16 protein-coding genes are annotated in these 17,464 nt (G+C 62.9%); 8 read left to right on the top strand and 8 right to left on the bottom strand.

From position 1 onward, the window contains the following. Positions 1-51 precede the first annotated feature (51 nt). The 6 genes from M2360_RS00375 (at position 52) to lpxK (ending at position 5,788) form a co-directional block, all read left to right on the top strand. Positions 52-1,398, top strand: coding sequence for a TldD/PmbA family protein (locus tag M2360_RS00375; RefSeq protein WP_280772386.1), 1,347 nt, complete (start codon positions 52-54; stop codon positions 1,396-1,398). A gap of 13 nt (positions 1,399-1,411) precedes the next feature. Beyond that, positions 1,412-2,197: a 3'(2'),5'-bisphosphate nucleotidase CysQ gene (locus M2360_RS00370; protein WP_280772385.1), complete on the top strand. Its 786-nt coding sequence runs from the start codon at positions 1,412-1,414 to the stop codon at positions 2,195-2,197. A gap of 129 nt (positions 2,198-2,326) precedes the next feature. Beyond that, positions 2,327-2,563 (top strand): DUF4170 domain-containing protein, encoded by a 237-nt coding sequence (locus tag M2360_RS00365; RefSeq protein WP_280772384.1) that lies wholly within the window; start codon positions 2,327-2,329, stop codon positions 2,561-2,563. 23 nt (positions 2,564-2,586) lie between these two features. Continuing rightward, positions 2,587-3,909 (top strand): lipid IV(A) 3-deoxy-D-manno-octulosonic acid transferase, encoded by a 1,323-nt coding sequence (gene waaA, locus M2360_RS00360; protein ID WP_280772383.1) that lies wholly within the window; start codon positions 2,587-2,589, stop codon positions 3,907-3,909. A 4-nt stretch (positions 3,910-3,913) separates the two neighbouring features. Further along, the gene (locus M2360_RS00355; RefSeq protein ID WP_280772382.1) at positions 3,914-4,618 is read left to right on the top strand and encodes an HAD family hydrolase; all 705 of its coding nucleotides are present in this window, start codon (positions 3,914-3,916) and stop codon (positions 4,616-4,618) included. Between the two features lie 132 nt (positions 4,619-4,750). Next, positions 4,751-5,788: a tetraacyldisaccharide 4'-kinase gene (gene lpxK / locus M2360_RS00350; protein WP_280772381.1), complete on the top strand. Its 1,038-nt coding sequence runs from the start codon at positions 4,751-4,753 to the stop codon at positions 5,786-5,788. A 3-nt stretch (positions 5,789-5,791) separates the two neighbouring features. On the opposite strand, the gene M2360_RS00345 is transcribed toward lpxK, so the two are convergent. The 3 genes from M2360_RS00345 to M2360_RS00335 form a co-directional block, all read right to left on the bottom strand. Then, entirely contained in the window at positions 5,792-6,016 is a 225-nt protein-coding gene (locus M2360_RS00345) for a DUF2093 domain-containing protein (RefSeq protein ID WP_280772380.1), read from the bottom strand. Positions 6,017-6,082: 66 nt separating this feature from the next. After that, complete coding sequence (gene mutL / locus M2360_RS00340; RefSeq protein WP_280772379.1) at positions 6,083-7,903, bottom strand: DNA mismatch repair endonuclease MutL; 1,821 nt, start codon at positions 7,901-7,903, stop codon at positions 6,083-6,085. Positions 7,904-7,945: 42 nt separating this feature from the next. Then, positions 7,946-11,455, bottom strand: a complete 3,510-nt coding sequence (locus M2360_RS00335) for a PAS domain-containing hybrid sensor histidine kinase/response regulator (RefSeq protein ID WP_280772378.1) — start codon at positions 11,453-11,455, stop codon at positions 7,946-7,948. A gap of 167 nt (positions 11,456-11,622) precedes the next feature. On the opposite strand from M2360_RS00335, the gene mscL reads away from it, so the two are divergent. After that, positions 11,623-12,036: a large conductance mechanosensitive channel protein MscL gene (mscL, locus tag M2360_RS00330; RefSeq protein WP_280772377.1), complete on the top strand. Its 414-nt coding sequence runs from the start codon at positions 11,623-11,625 to the stop codon at positions 12,034-12,036. Between the two features lie 5 nt (positions 12,037-12,041). Here mscL and M2360_RS00325 read toward each other — a convergent pair whose 3' ends face one another. The 3 genes from M2360_RS00325 to M2360_RS00315 are packed head-to-tail and all read right to left on the bottom strand — an operon-like array spanning position 12,042 to position 15,319. Further along, positions 12,042-12,893 (bottom strand): patatin-like phospholipase family protein, encoded by an 852-nt coding sequence (locus tag M2360_RS00325; RefSeq protein ID WP_280772376.1) that lies wholly within the window; start codon positions 12,891-12,893, stop codon positions 12,042-12,044. 7 nt (positions 12,894-12,900) lie between these two features. Then, on the bottom strand, positions 12,901-13,464 hold the full coding sequence (gene rsmD / locus M2360_RS00320; protein ID WP_280772375.1) for a 16S rRNA (guanine(966)-N(2))-methyltransferase RsmD: 564 nt from the start codon (positions 13,462-13,464) through the stop codon (positions 12,901-12,903). After that, positions 13,445-15,319, bottom strand: a complete 1,875-nt coding sequence (locus M2360_RS00315) for a pseudouridine synthase (protein ID WP_280772374.1) — start codon at positions 15,317-15,319, stop codon at positions 13,445-13,447. The genes rsmD and M2360_RS00315 overlap by 20 nt, the downstream gene beginning before the upstream one ends. 88 nt (positions 15,320-15,407) lie before the next feature. Between M2360_RS00315 and M2360_RS00310 the strand changes: the two genes are divergently transcribed. Next, positions 15,408-15,839: a nucleoside deaminase gene (locus M2360_RS00310; RefSeq protein WP_280773048.1), complete on the top strand. Its 432-nt coding sequence runs from the start codon at positions 15,408-15,410 to the stop codon at positions 15,837-15,839. Here the strand turns inward: M2360_RS00310 and M2360_RS00305 are convergent, their stop codons facing one another. Together M2360_RS00305 and M2360_RS00300 are read right to left on the bottom strand one after the other, a co-directional pair. Then, on the bottom strand, positions 15,840-16,625 hold the full coding sequence (locus M2360_RS00305) for a GGDEF domain-containing protein (RefSeq protein ID WP_280772373.1): 786 nt from the start codon (positions 16,623-16,625) through the stop codon (positions 15,840-15,842). 152 nt (positions 16,626-16,777) lie between these two features. Then, positions 16,778-17,386, bottom strand: a complete 609-nt coding sequence (locus M2360_RS00300) for a hypothetical protein (RefSeq protein ID WP_280772372.1) — start codon at positions 17,384-17,386, stop codon at positions 16,778-16,780. Positions 17,387-17,464 lie beyond the last annotated feature (78 nt).

Raw genomic sequence — 17,464 nt, 5'->3', positions numbered from 1 at the left:
TTGATGATTTCGCCTGAGCGCCATAAATGGGTCAGAGCAGAAAGGCCGACCATGCAAGAGCCCATTGATTCCCGTCATCTTCTCGAACGCGCCTCCGAACTCGTCGATCTCGCCCGAAAGGCCGGCGCTGACGCCGCCGACGCGGTGGTCGTGCGATCCCGATCCCGATCCGTGTCCGTGCGCCTGGGCAAGGTCGAGGGCGTCGAATCCTCGGAAAGCGACGATTTCTCCCTGCGCGTTTTTCTCGGCAAGCGCGTGGCGAGCGTGTCGGCCAATCCCGGCTTCGATCTCAAGACGCTCGCCGAGCGGGCGGTGGCGATGGCCAAGGCCTCACCGGAAGATCCCTTCGCCTGCCTCGCCGATGAGGCGGATCTTTCGCGTGATGCGCTGGATCTCGGCCTGTTTGATCCGACCGACGTCGACTCCGCGCATCTGACCGACGCGGCGCTCGCCGCCGAAGCCGCCGCGCTTGCGGTGCCCGGCGTCACCAATTCCAGCGGCGCCGGCGCCTCCGCCTCGATGGGCGGTCTGGTGCTGGTCACCTCGCACGGCTTTTCCGGTTCCTATATGGCCACACGCTTCGGCCGAGGCGTCAGCGCCATCGCCGGCGAAGGCGTCAACATGCAGCGCGATTACGAGGGCGACAGCCGTCTGCACTTCAGCGATCTCGACGCCGCCGAAGAGATCGGCCGCAAGGCTGGCGAGAGGGCGGTCCGTCGCCTCAATCCGCGCAAGGCCGACACCGGCGCTGGCCTGACCGTCATCTACGATCCGCGCGTTTCGCGCGGTCTCGTCGGCCATATCGCTTCCGCCATCAACGGCGCGGCGATCGCCCGCAAGACCTCGTTCCTGATGGACAAGATGGGACAGCAGATCCTGGCGCGCGGGCTGAACGTCACCGACAATCCGCTCGTCCGCAAGGGGTCGTCTTCTCGACCTTTCGATGGCGAAGGCGTGCGTGGCGAGGCCATGGTCATGGTCGAAGACGGCGTGCTCAAGCATTGGTTTCTGGCGACCTCGGCCGCCCGCGAACTTGGCCTCAAGACCAATGGCCGCGGCGTGCGCGGCGGCAATTCCGTCTCGCCGTCCTCCACCAATCTGGCGCTTGAGCCGGGCGACATCTCGCCGGAAGATCTGATCAAGGGGGTGACCTCAGGTTTTTACGTCACCGAAATGATCGGCCATGGCGCAAATCTGGTCACCGGCGAATATTCGCGCGGCGCTTCCGGCTTCTGGATCGAGAATGGCGAGTTGACCTATCCCGTCTCCGAAGTCACGATCGCGTCAAACATGAAGGACATGTTCCTCTCGATGATCCCGGCTGACGACATCGACCGTAAATACGGCGTGGCGGCCCCGACCGTGCTCATTGAAAACATGACCATTGCGGGAAAGTGAAAGCGAAGGTCCTTTGACATTTTCCCTTGCCGATGATCTCGAACTCCTGCGCGTGGCAGCGCTCGCCGCCGGTCGCGTTGCGCTCGGCTATTTCCGGAATGATGTCCAAGTGTTCTGGAAAAATGACGGAGCCTCGCCGGTCACCGCAGCCGATCATGCCGCCAATGACGTCTTGAAGGAACATCTTCTCCGCGCCCGGCCCGACTACGGCTGGCTGTCCGAGGAGAGCGAGGACGATGCGTCACGCCTGAGCGCCGCCCGCGTCTTCGTCATCGATCCGATCGACGGAACGCGCGCCTTCATGACAGGCCGGGAAACCTGGGCGGTGAGCGCCGCTGTGGTCGAAGGCGGAAAGCCTGTGGCGGGCGTACTCTTCGCGCCGGCGCTCAAGGAGCTTTTTCTCGCCGATGCGAGCGGCCGGACCGAGAAAAACGGCCAGACGATCCATGTGGCTTCCAGCGACGCCGCGGGTCGCTTCACCGTCAGCGCCGCCGATGATGTGATGGGCAGTCTCGACGCCAATCTGCGCGCACGCATGGACAAGGTGGGTCGCATTCCGTCTCTCGCTTATCGGTTGGCGATGATCGCGGATGGACGTCTCGATGCGACACTGGTCAAGCCGGACGCCCATGATTGGGACCTGGCGGCGGCGGACCTTATTCTCTCCAATGCCGGGGGCGTTCTGAGCGACGCGCTCGGCGCGGCCATTGTGTACAACAAGCCGAACCCCAGCCACGGCCTCTTGGTCGCCGCGCGAACCGATTTGCATCGGCAGGTGACCGGGGCGCTTTCCTATTGACGGACTCAATATGGGATTGAGCGCAAATCCGGTCGGGTCTCCATTGACTTTGCATCGGATTGCCGCAATTCCATGTCCACGTGCGTATCCATTCGGTCCATAAAAATTCGATAAGAAGAGGAAGCATCCATGTCCGAAGCAGCGGGCTCCAAGCAACTCCTTCACCTGGTTTTCGGCGGCGAACTTACCACGCTTGGCGCGACCGAGTTCAAGAACCTCAATGAACTCGACATTGTCGGCATCTTTCCTGACTACGCCTCGGCGCTGACCGCCTGGAAGTCGAAGGCCCAGCAGACGGTTGACAATGCCCATATGCGCTATTTCATCGTGCATCTGCACCGCCTCCTCGAGCCGTCCCAAGGCTGACGGATGAAAAGGGGAACAGGCGCATGAGCAGTCTGCGCGCTCGGGCGGCCCTCTGGGCTTACCGCTGGGCGGGCGTGGTCGCCTACCCGGCGATCAATACGCTCGTGGCGGTCCGCTCGGCTCGCGGCAAGGAGGAACGGGCGCGCCGTTCGGAACGCTACGGCTATGCGAGCGCGCCGCGCCCGGAAGGGCCATTGGTCTGGGTTCACGCCGCCAGCGTCGGCGAAACCAACGCCATGGTTCCCCTGATCAAGGAAATCTCCCGGCGCGGCATCACTGTGCTACTGACCACTGGCACGGTCACGTCGGCGACCGTGGTGAACGCCCGCCTGTCCGGCTATGTGATCCACCAATATGTGCCGCTGGATCTCAAGACGGTGGTCGAACGGTTCCTGGAATATTGGCAGCCCGATCTGGCCTTGTTCGCCGAATCTGAAATCTGGCCCAATACGATCATGGCGCTCGGCAGGCGGCATATTCCGCAGATCCTCGTCAATGCGCGCATGTCGGATCGCTCCTTCAGGCGATGGTCGTCCTTTCCGAATGTCGCCTCGGCCTTGTTTGAAAATCTGGCGCTGGTCATCGCTCAATCCGAGCTCGACGCCAGCCGCATGCAGGATCTCGGCGCCTTGCCAGTGCTGGTCTCCGGCAATCTGAAGGCTGACAGCGACATGCCGGAAGCCGACGCCGTCGCCCTGATGCGCCTGCGCCAGCAGATCGGCGGGCGTTCGACCTGGGCGGCGATCTCGACCTTCGATGGCGAGGAAAAGGCGGCGGGTCAGGTCCACAAGGCGCTGAAGTCTCGTCTCGATCTCCTGAGCATCGTCGTGCCGCGCCATCCCGAGCGCGGCGATGATATCGAAGCCTTGTTCAAGGAGCAGGGATTGACGGTTGCGCGCCGCAGCCGCGGTGACCAGATCGCCGCCGACACCGACATCTATCTCGGCGATACGATCGGCGAAATGAGCCTTTATCTTCAGCTGACGGAAGTGGCGTTCGTGGGACGTTCGCTGACGGCGGAAGGCGGACAGAATCCGCTGGAGCCGGCGATGATGGGCTGCGCGATTTTGTCGGGGGGGCATGTGGGGAATTTTCGCGAAAGCTATCAAATGCTGGCCCGCAATGGCTCGGCCCGCATGGTGCGCGATACCGAGATGCTGGCCAAGGGCGTCTATTATCTGATCACCAACGAACCGGCGCGGCATCAGATGATCGACGCCGGCCTGCAGACGGTGCATCAGATGCGCGGCGCGCTCTCGGCGACGCTGCGTGGGCTTGAGCCCTATATCAATCCTTTGACCATGAAGGCCCGGCTGATGCCGCGCGCCAGCGCCAATGGCGGATGACACGATGACCAGATTTTCCGCGGTCCTGTTCGACAAGGACGGCACGCTGCTCGATTTCGACAAGACATGGGAGCCCATCAACCGCCGCGCCAGCCTGTTCGCCGCTGATGGCGATGCGATGCTGGCCGATCGTCTGATGGTCATCTGCGGCATGGATCCAAAGACCGGCAAGGTCTCGGCCGGCAGCTTGTTCGCCGCCGCCGCCTCCAGCGAAATCGCCGCCGCCATGGCCCAAGGCGGTTCTCCTTATGACGCCGAGGAACTGACCGTCCATCTTGACCGGTTCTTTCTTGAAGGCGCCGCCAATTCCGTTCCTGTCACAGATCTTCCGGCCTTGTTCTCAAGGCTCAGGAGCAGGGGGCTGAAACTGGGCGTCGCTTCCTCCGACAACGAAGCCTCGATCCGCCTGATGGCGGAACGGTTGGGCGTCATTGGATTTCTGGATTACATCGCGGGATATGACAGTGGTCATGGCGTCAAGCCCGGGCCTGGCATGATTGAGGGTTTCGCGCGTCAGGCCGGCGTGCCCCTTTCGGAGATCGTGATGGTCGGCGACAATACCCATGATCTCCACATGGCGCGCAACGCCCGGGCCGGTCTCGCTGTCGGCGTGCTGACCGGAACCAGCGGTCGCGACGCGCTCGCGCCCGATGCGGATCATGTCTTGGCCAGCATCGATGACCTGGAAGCGCTGTTGGATCGCCTTTAACGGCCTTCGCCGCGTCAAGTGCGCATCTCTTTCCGCCTCTCCTTGCTTTTCCACGCATTTTCGCGTTCTCTGATGTCGCAATTCACCTTCAACGCGAAAAACAGGGTCTCGCGAAGACGCGAGACGGAAGCGATGGTATCGGATTCACCGCCCTTCTGGTGGCGGAAGACCGGATGGGAGGCCTTGGCGCTCGCGCCTTTCTCCTGGATCTACGGAGCGGTGGCCGCACGCAATCTGCGGCGTGGCGCGCGCGCGCCGCTTCCTGTTCCCGTCATCTGCGTCGGCAATTTCACCGTCGGCGGCGCCGGCAAGACGCCCACTGTCATTGCGCTCGCCAAGGCCGCAAAAGCTATTGGAATGAAGCCGGGCGTTCTAAGTCGGGGATATGGCGGTAGTATCGATCGGACCACCGTCGTCGATCCTCACCACCACCGCGCGCGCGATGTGGGCGACGAGCCGTTGTTGATCGCCCGGGAGGCGTTGACGGTGATCGCCCGGCGGCGAATCGATGGCGCCAACAGGTTGATCGCCGAAGGCGCCAACCTCATCATCATGGATGACGGGTTTCAGAGCGCACGACTTCATGTCGACTATGCATTGATGGTGATCGACGCCCGGCGCGGCATCGGCAATGGTCGTATCGTGCCGTCGGGGCCAGTGCGCGCGCCGACCTCGTTGCAATTAAAATACGCCACCGCGCTTCTGAAGGTGGGGGAGGGCGTGGCTGCCGATCCCTTCATCCGGCTTGCGGCTCGGATCGGCAAGCCGGTGATGGAGGCGAAGATCGCGCCCCGCCAGGCGGACAATCTCGACGGAATGCGCGTCCTGGCGTTTGCCGGCATCGCCGATCCGGAAAAATTCTTCCGCACTGTCCGCGAGATCGGTGCGGAGCCTGTCGCGACCCGCTCCTTCGGCGATCATCAGCACCTGACCGATGACGAGATCGAAGACATCCTGTCGACGGCGGATAGCGAAGAATTGCAGATTGTCACCACGGCCAAGGATGCCGTGCGGCTCATTGGCCATCACGGCCGCGCTGAGGAATTGGCCCGCCGCATGCAGGTCATTGATGTCGACATGGCCTTCGACAATCCGCAGGCGCCGACGCTCATTGTTCGTGAGGCGGTGGAGACGGCGCGGCGCAGGCGGGCCAAGGCGAACAAGGCGTAAGCGTCAGTTCGCCCGGATGTGGCCCGCGCGCTTTTCCGCTTCGAGCGACGCATCGGCGTCAGCATAGGCTTCCTGGCGGTCGACGCTCCAGTATTTCAACTCGTCGAGTGGGATCTGCTGGCCGGTGACGGCGCAGACGACGTAACCGCCGGGCAACAGGATTTGGAAATCGCCGTCGAGATAGCGAATCTTGGCTTCGCGGCTTCCGCTTCCTTCAAACCGGTTCATATGCAATCCTGCTGATCATCTGTGTCGGGCCGATATACAGAGGTGCTGCGCATCGCGCCACAAAAATCAGCTTCGGCCGAACAACCGTTCGATATCCGCGAGCTTCAATTCGATATAGGTCGGGCGACCGTGATTGCATTGGCCGGATCCCGGCGTCGCCTCCATCTGCCGCAGAAGTGCATTCATCTCCTCGACCCTGAGACGACGACCGGAGCGCACCGAACCGTGGCAAGCCATGGTCGCAGCCACATGCTCGAGCCGGGCATGCAGGCCGCGTGACGTGTCCCATTCGCCGATCTCATCGACGAGATCCTTCACCAGGCCCTGAATATCGGTCTCGCCGAGCATGGCCGGCGTCTCGCGGATCAGGATCGCGCCGGGGCCGAAGCGTTCATACACCAGGCCGAGCCGTTTGAGATCATTGGCATGTTCCATCAACCGGTCGCAATCTTCTTCGGGCAGGTCAATGATTTCCGGGATCAGCAGCGCCTGGGTCGGCAGGTCCCGATCCCTCAGCGCCTTGCGCATGTCCTCAAACACCAGCCGCTCATGGGCGGCGTGCTGATCGACGATGACGACGCCGTTTTCCGTCTGCGCCACGATATAGTTTTCATGCAATTGCGCCCGCGCTGCGCCGAGCGGATGCCGTGTCAGGTCCGGTTGGGCGGTCTCGGCTGCAGCGATGATGGGCGCCTCAGTGCGTGCAGAGGGCGCGGCAAAATCGGCGAAGCCCTGCTGGCGTAGCGGCGAGGTCTGCGGCTGCTCGGCAAAACCCATGGGCTCGAAAGGCCGCGACGGCGATTGCTGGGCCGTCCAGTTCTGGGCAGGCGGCGCGCGATAGCCGGAAAAGCCTGGGCGGAACGCGTCCATCATCGACCGGGTCGCGGTCGTGGAAGAGCGGTCGCCTTCCCGCAGCAGCGCCTGCCGTATTGCGCCGACGATCAAGCCGCGCACCAGACCCGGATCGCGGAAGCGCACATCCGATTTTGCCGGATGCACATTGACGTCGACCAGCGCCGGATCGAGCTCGATATCCAGCACCGCCGCCGGATATCGGCCCGACGGCACGGTCTCGGCATAGGCGCCGCGCAGCGCCGAGATGATCAGCTTGTCATTGACCGGCCGGCCATTGACGAAGGCGAATTGATGGGCGCTGTTGCCGCGATGGAATGTCGGCACGCCGGCATAGCCTGACAGGCGCACGCCTTCGCGCTCTGCGTCGATTTCGATGGAATTGTCCTCGAAATCCTTGCCGATCACCTGGGCAATGCGCGCCAGTTTGTCGCCCGGCGTCGCGGGAAATTCGAGAAGCGACCGGTCGGTGCCCGACAGCGTAAAGCGGATATGCGGGAAGGCGATGGCCATGCGCCTGACCACTTCGGTGATCGCGCCGGCCTCAGCCTTTTCCGTCTTGAGGAATTTCAACCGCGCGGGCGTGGCGAAGAACAGGTCGCGCACCTCGACCACCGTGCCGGCATTAGCGGCCTTGGGTCTGATGTCCGACATCTTGCCGCCATGCACGCTGACCTCGAACGCATCGTTTGCATCCTTCAGCCGCGAGACGATCGACAGTTTGGCGACCGAACCGATCGACGGCAGCGCCTCGCCGCGAAAACCGAGCGTGCGGATATCCTCAAGCCCCCGTTCGAGCTTGGAGGTGCAATGCCGGCGCACGGCCAGCGCCAGATCCTCCGGCCCCATGCCCGACCCGTTGTCGACGATGCGCAGCAACGACTTGCCGCCGCCGCTGGTGGCGATCTCGATGCGCGTCGCGCCGGCGTCGATGGCGTTTTCGATCAGTTCCTTGGCGGCGCTGGCGGGGCGTTCGATCACTTCGCCGGCGGCGATCTGGTTGATCAGCGTTTCTGGCAGGAGCTTGATGGTCATGGAGCCTTTTCCCGGATTCGCGCCTCTCGCGAAAGCAAAATCCTATTCGGCCGCGTCTTTTTGTCGGACGGGAATGCGCATGAGATTGGCCCTGAGCGCCGCAGGCTTTACCGGCTTGTTGAGCAGCACCGCGCCCAGCCTGTCCGCCGCGGCACGAACCTCTGCCGTCCGGTCGGCGGTGACGAGAATGGCGGGCAGATCCGGCAGCCGCGCTCTGACCGCCTCGATCGCCTCGATGCCGGTGGAGTCATCGAGATGATAGTCGGCGATGACCATGTCGAAAACCACGCTATCCGTCTGCAGAAGGGCTTCGGCCTCTACGCGCCCTGCCGCCTTGGCGACGCGCGCGCCCCAGCCTTCGAGAAGGAGCCCCATGCCGTCGAGGATTGCCGGCTCATTGTCGATGCAGAGAATGCTGAGATGGTCCAGCCGCGCGAGCGCGGTCTGCGGCCCGTCGCTGGCGGATGCGTTTTTCGCGTCAGGAACCTGTTCGATGAGCGGCAGCCGCACCCGAAACACCGTGCCCTTGCCGGGCGTCGACTGGAGTTCGACCGGATGGTTGAGCACACGGCCGATACGGTCGACGATCGACAAGCCCAGGCCGAGGCCGGACGCTGTGCGGGCGCCCTCGTCGAGCCGGGCGAATTCCTTGAACACGGTGCGGAATTTCGATTTGGGAATGCCGATGCCGGTGTCATGCACCTCGATCCACACTTCCTGGCCGCGCTTTCGCGCGCCCACCAGCACCCGGCCCGTCACCGTATATTTAATGGCGTTGGACACCAGATTTTGAACCAGCCGGCGCAGCAGCATGCCGTCGGATGTCACTTTCAGAGATGTCGGCAGGAAGGTGAGTTTCAGCCCGCGCGCCTGGGCGAGCGGCTGATAATCCGTCTCGACGCGCTTCAAAAAGGGAGCAAGCGGCAAGGCGGTCAGTCTAGGCTTCATCGCGCCGGTGTCGAGCCGGGAAATGTCGAGCACGGCGCCAAGAATGGATTCGACCGATTCCAACGCCGAATCGATATTGAGCACCAGGTCGCTGTTGGACGAATGGCCCAGCCGTTCGACCAGTGTCGACGAGTAGAGCCGCGCCGCATTCAGCGGCTGCAGAATGTCGTGGCCGGCGGCGGCGAAGAAGCGTGTCTTGCCAAGATTGGCCTCTTCGGCGGCGGCGCGCGCTTCGGCGAGCTGCTGGTTGACCGTGGTCAGTTCCTGGGTGCGCGCGCTCACCCGCGCCTCCAGCGTCTCATTGGCGACTTCAAGTTCGCGCGCAGCCTTCACCTGTTCGCTGATATCGGTGACAGTCGTCACGATGCCGCGATCCGGCATGGCGTTGGAGCGAAGTTCGACGATGCGGGCGCCGTGATCGAGATGCAGAACGATGCCCGTCTCCGGCGTAAGGATCGTTTCCATGACATCGACTTCGCTTCCGGCGGTGATATCGCCGCGTTCGGCCAATTGGGCGACGATGGCGGAAAGCGGATAGCCGACCTGTCCGACGCTTTCCGGCAGATCGAGCAAAGCGCGAAACCGCCTGTTCCAGATCGACAGGCGGTTTTCGGCGTCGAACACCGCCACGCCCTGGTCCATCTGCGCGAGCGCCGTCTGCAGCACACCCTGATTGTATTCGATTGCTTCCGATGCCTGGTCGAGCAACAGCGCTGTGTCGTCGGGCTGGGCATCGTGGCGGCGCATGGTCAGCGTCATCACCAGCCGCGCCGAGGATGAGCCGATCGCCGAGCCCAGCAATTGTTCGGAGAAATTCAGCAGATCGGCGTCTGCGACCTGCCTGGGATCAAGCGGCCTGCCGCGGCGTATCTCGAAATTGGCGAAGGAGCGCTGCATCCGCTCTTCGCCCAGATAGCGCCCTATGACGGTCTTCAGATCGCCGACGGTCAGGCCCGTGCGCCAACTGCGCATCAACAGACGCGGATTTTCTGATTGCGGAATAAACACCGCCGCCTGCTGCCGCTCAATGAGCTTGGCGTTGCGGCTCATCGAGCCAATGATGAAACAGGCGGTGTTGATGATCAGGCTGAGCAGCACCGAATTGATAAAGGGATCGCTGCCCGGGCCGGAAAAGAATTTCGACGACGGCAGCAGCGCATCGAGAATGAGCCCGGCGTCGGAAGAGGTGTCGGTGCCGCCGAGCGAGGGGATGAACAGCAGCCAGGCCCAGACCATGAATCCAGACGCAATGCCAGCGATGGCGCCGCGCGCATTGGCGCGCCGCCAGAACAGCCCGCCGAGCATGGCCGGCGCCATCTGCCCGATTGCGGCAAAGGCGATAAGGCCGATCGAGGCCAGGCCGTTCGAAGCGCCCGCCGCCCGATAATAGAGATAGCCGAGCAGCATGACGCCGAAGATTGATCCGCGCCGGACCATCAGCACCAGTCGGCCGAGATCTGCGGTCGTGTCGCTGGGCGCGCCGACCAGATTGCGCCTCAAGAGCACCGGCAGCACGATGTCGTTGGAAATCATAATCGCCAGGGCCACTGAGGCGACAATCACCATCGCGGTCGCCGCCGAGAAGCCGCCGATGAAGGCGATCAGAGTGATCGTTTTAAGTCCCGATTGCAGCGGCACGGTCAGCACATAGAGATCGGCGTCGCCGGCGCCGTTGAACAGGATCACGCCGCCTAGCGCGATCGGCAGCACGAACAGGTTGATGGCGATCAGGTAGAGCGGAAAGAACAGCGCCGCGAGCTTCAGTTCGCCATGGCTGCGGTTTTCCACCACGGTGACATGGAACTGTCTGGGCAACATGACGATCGCAAAGGCCGAGAGTGCGATCAACGTGATCCAGCGTCCAGGCGGTGTCTGATAAGCCAGCGCTGCAGCGGCTTCCGCATGGCGTCCAGCGGCTGTGAAGAGGTCGGCGGGGCCATCGAACAGGAAGAAGGCCACGGTGACGCCCACCGTGCCGATGGCCAGCAGTTTCACCAGAGATTCCGTGGCGATCGCCACCATCAAGCCGTTCTGGTGTTCGGTCGCGTCGGCATGGCGAGTGCCGAACACCACGGCGAATAGAGCCAGCGATAGCGACACCAACAGCGGCAGGTCGATCAACTGATGCGAATCAAGCCCGATCGCATAATCGGATGTATCAACCAGCGCGGCGACGGAGGCTGAGACGGCCTTTAGCTGCAGGGCGATATAGGGCACGGCGCCGGCCAGCGCCACCAGCGCCACGATCATGGCGACCACGGGGTTCTTGCCATAGCGGGCGGCGATGAAATCGGCGATCGAGGTCAGCCTTTCGCGCTTGGCGATCACGGTGATCCGCCGGATCAGCGGCAGGCCCAGCGTAAACATCAGCATCGGGCCGATATAGATGCCGAGAAATTCCCATCCGCGCTCGGCGGCGAGCCCCACGCCGCCGAAATAGGTCCAGGAGGTGCAATAGATGGCGAGACTGAGCGCATAGACGATCGGCCGGCTGCGCTCGACCGCCTCTGGTCCTCGCGCCTTGCGATCACCGATCCAGGCCACCGCGAACAACAGTCCGAGATAACCGATCGCCGAGCCGAAAATCAGCCAGCCTGGAAGCATGCCTTCTCCTTGATGCGCCTCCCGCGCAGTCTGGAGCATAGGCCGAAGCCGGGCGGTGGAAAAGTCATTCCTTAGGATGGTGCGTTCCGGTATGGGGCGTCGGCAGTCTTGCGGTTAACTGATTATTAGCGTTTACTTTATCCGGGTGGACAAGCAAGGAGAGGCCCATGCTAAACGAATTCAAGACCTTCATCGCGCGCGGCAATGTGCTCGATCTCGCCGTCGGCGTGATCATCGGAGCCTCTTTCGGCGCCATCGTCAAATCGCTGGTCGAGGATCTGATCATGCCGGTCGTCGGCGCGATTATCGGCAATGTCGATTTTTCCAATTATTTTATCCCGCTGTCCAGCGCGGTAACGGCGACGTCGTTGGCTGCAGCGCGTGAACAGGGCGCGGTGTTCGCCTATGGCAATTTCATCACGATCCTGATCAACTTCCTGATCGTCGCCTGGATCATTTTCCTGCTCATCAAGGTCGTCAACCGCGCCATTCCAAAGAAGGAAGCGCCCGCCGCGCCGGCTGGTCCGTCCGAAGATGTGGTGCTGTTGACCGAGATCCGCGATCTCCTGAAGGCCAAGTAAGGCGCTCAGGCGCGGAATGTGATCGCCGCGTCGAGCGCCCGTTTGAGTTCGTCCTTAACGTCGGCCGACATGGCGAGAATGTCGGCCGCTTTGAGGAAGTCGAGGACGGCGATCTTGCCGACATTGGGCCTGAGCAGGATATCCGGTTTGCGGATCTTGAGTTTGGTCGCGATGATCGATTGCATCATCAACTGGCTCGCCCCGAACAGGCTTTCGATGCGACGCGGGATTTGCTGGTCTTCGCCTGCGGGCGCCCCGACCACATCGACGCCGATGACGATATCGGCGTCGTCAAACAGATAATCGAACGGCACGGGATTGTAGATGCCGCCATCGATCATCACCCGCCCCTCAAGCATCACCGGCATGAACACGGCCGGTATGGCGGCCGAGGCGGCAAGCGCCGGATAGAGCGGCCCCTGTTCCACAAGCACCTCCCGCTCGCCATAATAATCGGTGGCGATAGCGCCAAACGGGATCGTCAGGCTGGAAAAATCCTCGGGCAAGGATTCCGGCAGGAATGCTTTCAGGATGCGTTCAAGATTGTATTGGCCGACCCGGAAGCCGCCGCCGGAGACGAATTCCTGCAGCGTCGTCGGCCGCAGCGACCAGATGCGGTTCATCACCGCGCGGGGGTCTCCCACCGTCTTCAGAGTGAAGTCACGGATTTCTGCGCCGGAAAGCCCGGCCGCCATGCCCGCGCCCATGATCGCGCCGATCGAGGAGCCGGTGATCCGCACCGGGCGGATGCCGAGTTCGTCCAGCGCTTCGATGATGTGGATATGCGCAAGACCCCGCGCGCCGCCCCCGCCGAAGGCGATCGCCACTCTTGGCGCTGAAGAGCCTTGAGGAATCATGTCATCCTCAGTGTGTGGGCGTGTAGCGATAGAAATGCATGCGCGTATCGCCGAATTCACGAATTTCGAGAAAGACGAACGGCGCTTGGACATGGGGATCGACAGATGCCCGCTCTTCGAGAATGGCGAGCGCGCCGGGCTTCAGCCAGCCGCCAGCCGCCGCCGAGGCGAGCGCCTTTTCGCCGAGGCCCTTGTCATAAGGAGGGTCGGCAAAGACAAAGTCAAATGAGTCTATCGTGCCGCTTTGCCCAAGATCGGTCGCATCGCGCCTCAGGATGCGCGTGCGTCCCTGCAGTCCCAAGGCCTCGATATTGCTGCGGATGAGGCCGCGGCCTTCCACCGACATTTCCACGAACATGGCCTGCGAACAGCCGCGCGACAAAGCTTCCAGCCCCACCGCGCCGGTGCCTGCGAACACATCCATCACCCGGGCGCCGTCAAGCGCCTCGGGATATTTGTGGTTCAGGATGTTGAACAGGCTCTCGCGGCTCCGGTCAGTGGTCGGCCTGATGTCCTGGCTTTTCGGGGTTGCAAGCGCCCGGCCGCGAAACTCACCGCCGACGATCCGCACTGCCGCCCCTCACGCCCTTTCCGCCCGGTCCACCCTTGCGGGGGCCGCTTCTGTCATCCTTGCGGCCTTCGCCTGAGCGAGCGTCAGGACGGCGTCCTTCCGGCTTGCGCTGATCATCCCGACGGCCTTCGTCACGGCGTTTGTCATCCCTCGGCCTGTCTTCCCTGGGCCTATCATCCCTGGGTCTTTCAGCCCTCGGCTTGCCGTCACGGGGTCTGTCATCCCTTGGCCTGTCGTCCCGGCGCTTGTCGCCATCGCGTGCGAACTCGGGCTTGCCCTTGCCGAAAGCGCGCTTGGGGCCGTCGCCACGTTCCTTGAAGTCCGGCTTGCCGCCGGGCTTTGCTGTGCGCGCACGGGGGCGATCGCTGGCAGCGCCGTCTTCGCGTCCGCGCCGCGGCGGCCTTGCGTCACGATCATCCCGCGCTGCGTCGCCACGGTCGTCGCGGCGCGCCTTGGCGGCGGCGGGACGCTTTGGCTTTGAGGGTTTCTTGTCGGCGCCGTCCACCTTGGGCTTGCGCACCCGCAGGATCTGGCGTCCGGCGCGATCGGTGATCGTATCGCTGGCGGTTTCGGTGTCCGCGGGTCGCCCACCGGGCGCGATCCAGACATTGGCCGTGCGGATCGTGCCGAGCGGCGGACGCTTGGGCTTGTCGCTGCGACGGTCGTCATCGCGTCCCCGACGTTCCCGATCGCCACCGCGATCCCGATCCCCACCACGATCGCGATCGCCACCGCGCTCTCGATCGCCTCTCGGGCGGTCGCTCTTGTCGCGGTCGCCCTTGGCCCAGTCGCCCTTGCCGCGCGCCTCGCCCTTCGGCGGACGCTTGGTGTCGATGCTGGCGAGATCGCGGTCGCGCCGCTCCTCGCGGCTTTCGCGCCGCGGCCTCTCAGTGGCTTCTGGCTTGTCCGCCTTCGGCTCTTCGCCCGCCTCCTTGGGAAGCGTGTTGATCGGCGCTTCGAAATTGGCGTTGGCTTCTGCGATCAGGCGCGGGCCGAGCTGGTCGCGCAGCGTGCGGCTGCGCACTTCGACGACATCGCCGTCTTCGAGTTCGCCGAGCTGGAAAGGGCCGTAGGAGATGCGGATCAGGCGGTTGACGTCAAGGCCGAGCGCGCCGAGCACATTCTTGATCTCGCGGTTCTTGCCTTCGCGCAGACCCATGGTGATCCAGACATTGTGACCCTGCTGGCGGTCGAGCGTGGCTTCGATCGCGCCATAGAACACGCCGTCGACCGCGATGCCCTCTTTGAGGCTGTCGAGCTTCTCCTGGTCGATCGCGCCATAGGCGCGCACGCGGTAGCGGCGCAGCCAGCCGGTGGTAGGCAGTTCCAGCATGCGCGCCAGACCGCCGTCATTGGTCAGCAGCAGCAGGCCTTCGGTGTTGATGTCGAGACGACCGACGGAGATCACTCGCGGCAGATCTTCCGGCAGGTTGTCGAATACGGTCGGGCGGCCCTCGGGATCGTAATTGGTGGTCACCAGCCCGCTGGGCTTGTAATAGATCCACAGACGGGTTCGCTCGATCGCGCTGATCGGCTGGCCGTCGACTTCGATCGTGTCATCAGGCGTACAGTTGACGGCGGGCGTGGTCAGCACCTTGCCGTTCAGAGACACCCGGCCTTCCAGGATCATGCGCTCGCAATCGCGGCGAGAGGCGACGCCGGCGCGCGCCATGATCTTGGAGATGCGTTCGCCCTCGCCGGTCACTTCGAGATGAGCGGGGTTCTTGTCCTTGCCAACGGGACCTTTGGCCGGTCGCGCGCCCGGGCCCTTGCCAGAGGCGAATTTCCCGCCTTTGTCTGCGCCGGTTTTGGCCCGCGTCGGTTTCCGGCCAGCCGGTTTATTGTTGTCTTTCATCTGTCCTTGCCTTTGTTCTTACGCTCTCCTATCAGGACATCATGCCCGGGTTAAGAGGAAATACCGTGTGAAGCCGGCAAAACCATTCATGGAGGTCGCATTCGAGGAAGCACGCGCCGCCGCAAGCCGCGGGGAAGTGCCGGTCGGCGCCGTGATTGTCAAGTCGGGCCTGATTATCGCGCGGGCCGGAAACCGCACGCGCGAGAAGAACGACCCCACCGCCCATGCCGAAATCGAAGCCATTCGCATGGCCTGTGCGGAGATTGGCGACGAACGGCTCACCGATGCCGATCTCTATGTGACGCTCGAACCCTGCACCCTCTGCGCCGCCGCCATCTCCTTCGCCCGCATCCGCCGGCTCTATTATGGCGCGTCCGATCCAAAGGGCGGGGCTGTTGACAGCGGCGTGCGCTTTTTTGCGCAGCCCACCTGCCATCATGCGCCCGACGTCTATTCCGGTTTTTCGGAAAGACAGTCGGCCGAACTGCTCAGATCCTTCTTTCGGGATCGCCGCGACTGATCAGGCAGCCTCGGCCTCGTTGGCGTCATGCAGCACGACGCGATTGCGACCGCCGGATTTGGCGCGATACAGACGGCGGTCCGCAACACGATAGCGGGCGAGCGCCTCGCCGGATCCCTCAAACACTGTCGCGCCGATGCTGAGCGTCGTCTTGACCGTGCGTCCTTCATAGATCAGGCCGAGGTCCTGTGTCGCCTGGCGGATGCGGTCGGCCACATGCAGCGCTTCTTCCGCATCCGCGCCGTCGAGGAAGACCGCGAATTCCTCGCCGCCAACCCGACCCCAGAAATCCAGCGGCCGCAGCGAGTGTGAAATGGCCTTGGCGATGCCGCGCAAGGCCTCGTCTCCGGCAAGATGGCCGTGTATATCGTTGATTGTCTTGAAATGATCGGCGTCGCACAGCAGCAGGGCCGCGCAGCCGGCCTTGCCGCAGGCTTCCTCGAACATGAGCAGGAATGTGTCGCGGTTCAGCCCGCCGGTCAGGCCGTCGATCCGCGCCTTGTGAGCCATCAAATCATGCGCTTGCGTCAGTTCGCCATGCAGGCGATCAAGCTCGGCATGCGCCTGGGCGAGTTCGTCGCGCGCTTGCCGGATCCTTTCGGTCTGGGTGAATTGATAGGCGCTGGCGGGCCAGGCGATCACCAGCGGACAAACGAGGCTCATCCAGAAGCCGGGTCCATCCGGCGTGCCGCCGAGCAGCGGGACGACCAAGAGGCAAATGGACACCGAGACGATCATCGAGATGATCGTCACCGCGCTGGCTTTTAGAACTGTTTTTTTGCTCACCGTCATGCCGTAGCGTTAGGCTGGGAAAGTTAACAAGAAATTTTCCCCGGAAGCGCAGCGAATAAAATTGATATTTTCGTAAAAACTTAATGAAAGAACGAAAAACACAATGGGACGTTGAAACAAAAAAGCGGCCCGCAGGCCGCTCCTCGTCAATCGAAAACCTGCCACCATTTCTTGCCGCTGCCGGCAATCTCGGCTTCCTTCTTGCGTTCTTTTTCCTTCTTGGTCTCGGGCGTGCCGAGATCGGTCAGCTTGGAAGGATCGTCGACGCGACGATAGTCGAGCGGCGGATCGCTCATGAAGCGGCGCTGGTCGGAGTAACGACCGTCCTGGATCTTGCGGGCTTCGCGGAAGGCTGCCGCCTGTTGCTCGGGCGACATCGTCTTGCCATCGGTCACGGACACGGCGAGCGGCGAGCGATAGCTGGAATTGTTCGCATTAGCGTCGGCTTCATTGCGCAGACGCTTGCGCAGTTCCTCAGGGCTTTCCACCCATTGCGGATTGTCCTTGCTGGCGATGTTCTTTTCAGGCTCCACCAGTGCACTGACATTGGCTGGCTTCACCAGCTGACCGCGCGGCTGATAGGCGAGATCTGGCTGCTTCTGCGGCTTCAGCGAAATCGCGTCGCCGAGATCGTCGAACAGCTGTTCATTGGACGATTTCCCGGTGCCGTAAGTCGGCCCCATGCAGCCGGACGCCGCCAGGCCGATAAGGGAAAGCGCCGCGAACGCGACAGCCACGCGATACAACTTTGTCATGCCGTCCAAGCCTTTCCGGCGAAAGATGCTCAATCGAAGTGGAGTGGAATAATCGGTTTAACGAAAATTCCGGCCATT

Origin of the sequence: Rhizobium sp. SG_E_25_P2 (assembly GCF_029892285.1) — a bacterium.
Taxonomy (GTDB): Bacteria; Pseudomonadota; Alphaproteobacteria; order Rhizobiales; family Rhizobiaceae; genus Rhizobium_E.
This window is presented reverse-complemented; position numbering and strand designations above follow the sequence as displayed.